The following is a 2,347-nucleotide window of genomic DNA, read 5'->3' on the forward strand; positions in this document are numbered from 1 at the left end:
GCGGGCGATCCTCTACCGCCGCCAGGAACGCATCCCCGCCGACCTGGGCACCGCCGTCAACGTGGTGACCATGGTCTTCGGCAACCTCGGCCCCGACTCCGGCACCGGCGTCGCCTTCACCCGCGACCCGGGCAGCGGCGCGCAGGGCATCTACGGCGACTACCTGGCCAACGCCCAGGGTGAGGACGTCGTCGCCGGCATCCGCAACACCGTGCCGTTGCAGGAACTGGAACGGCTCGACAAGACCTCCTACGACCAGCTGCTCGACATCATGGCCCGGCTGGACGGGCACTACCAGGACCTCTGCGACATCGAGTTCACCATCGAGCGCGGCAAGCTCTGGATGCTCCAGACCCGGGTGGGCAAGCGCACCGCCGCCGCCGCGTTCGTCATCGCCGGTCAGCTCGTCGACGAGGGCCTGATCGATCTGGACGAGGCGCTGCACCGGGTCAACGGCGCGCAGCTCGCCCAGCTCATGTTCCCCCGCTTCCAGCTCGACCACGAGTTCGAGGCGGTCGCCCGGGGCATCGGGGCCTCCCCGGGAGCCGCCTCCGGGGCGGTGGTCTTCACCTCCGCCCGCGCGGTCGAGCTGGCCGCCGAGGGGAAGTCGGTGATCCTGGTCCGCCGGGAGACCAACCCCGACGACCTCAACGGCATGATCGCCGCCCAGGGCATCCTCACCTCGCGTGGCGGCAAGACCAGCCACGCCGCCGTGGTGGCCCGGGGAATGGGCAAGACCTGCGTCTCCGGGGCCGACGAGATCGAGGTCAACGTGCCGGCCAAGCGGTTCACCGTCGGCGGGCGCACCGTCTCCGAGGGCGACGTCGTCTCCATCGACGGCACCACCGGCAAGGTCTACCTGGGCGAGGTGCCGGTCACGCTGTCGGAGGTGGTGCAGTACTTCGAGGGCAGCCTCGACCCGGAGCGGACCGACGACGCGCTCGTCCGGGCCGTACACCGGATCATGACGCACGCCGACGACAGGCGGCGGCTGGCCGTGCGGACGAACGCCGACACCGGGGCGGACGCGGCGCGGGCCCGGCGTTTCGGCGCCGAGGGCATCGGCCTGTGCCGCACCGAGCACATGTTCCTCGGCGACCGGCGGGAACTCGTCGAACGCCTGATCCTCGCCGCCAGCGACGCCGAGCGCACCGACGCGCTCGCCGCTCTGCTGCCCCTGCAACGCCAGGACTTCGTGGAGATCTTCCGCGAGATGGCCGGGCTGCCGGTCACCGTCCGGTTGATCGACCCGCCGCTGCACGAGTTCCTGCCCCCGCTGGAGCAGCTCGCGGTCAACGTCGCCGTCGCCCAGGAACGCGGCGAGGACGTCGCCAAGGAGGAGGCGCTGCTCGCCGCCGTCCGGCGGATGCACGAGGAGAACCCGATGCTCGGCCTGCGCGGCGTCCGCCTCGGCCTGGTCATCCCCGGCCTGTTCGCGATGCAGGTCCGCGCCATCGCCGAGGCCGCCGTCGCGGTCACCCGCGAGGGCGGCACGGCCTGCCCGGAGATCATGGTCCCGCTGGTCGGCGCGGTCCAGGAACTGGAGACGGTACGCGCCGAAGCCGAGAAGATCATCGCTGAGGTGGTCGGGGACAGCGGGGTCGAGGTGCTGATCGGCACCATGATCGAGGTACCCCGGGCGGCGCTGACCGCCGGGCAGATCGCCGAGGCGGCGCAGTTCTTCTCCTTCGGCACCAACGACCTCACCCAGATGGGCTGGGGCTTCTCCCGCGACGACGTCGAGGGCGCGTTCTTCTGGCGCTACCTGGAACTGGGCATCTTCGGCATCTCCCCGTTCGAGTCGATCGACCGCGACGGGGTCGGCCGGCTGATCCGGATCGCCGCCGAGGAGGGCCGGGCCGCCCGCCCCGGGCTGAAACTCGGCGTCTGCGGCGAACACGGCGGCGACCCCGACTCGGTGCACTTCTTCCACGAGGTGGGGCTGGACTACGTCTCCTGCTCGCCGTTCCGGGTGCCGGTCGCCCGGCTGGAGGCCGGCCGGGCCGCCATCGAGACCACCGGCTCCGACAGCCGCTGACCGCCCGCGACGCCCACCGGCCCACCGCCGGTGGGCGTCACGCGGCGTCGGTGCCCGGCCGGGTCGCGGGGTTCCCGGTGCGCGCGCCCTGCGGCGCGGCGCGGCGTAACCTGGGCTCCCGCGACCATGGGGTACGACGTGGAGGGGAGGCCGGATGGTGGAGCCGCCCGCCCGACCACCAGGCGTCGAGGGGAACCCGGCCGACGCGCAACGGTGGGTCGAGGAGACGCCCAAGGACACCGGCCACGGCCGGTCCCCGTACGAGCGGGACCGGGCCCGGGTGCTGCACTCGGCGGCGTTCCGCCGGCT

1 protein-coding gene is annotated in these 2,347 nt (G+C 72.8%); it reads left to right on the top strand.

The window, feature by feature from the left end; all coding sequences use genetic code 11:
- The coding region (ppdK, locus tag ACOJTC_RS20925) for a pyruvate, phosphate dikinase (RefSeq protein WP_420118150.1) at positions 1–2,038 on the top strand (2,038 nt) is incomplete at its 5' end.
- Positions 2,039–2,347 lie beyond the last annotated feature (309 nt).

This window comes from Micromonospora sp. (genome assembly GCF_048594385.1).
Taxonomy (GTDB): domain Bacteria; phylum Actinomycetota; class Actinomycetes; order Mycobacteriales; family Micromonosporaceae; genus Micromonospora; species Micromonospora wenchangensis.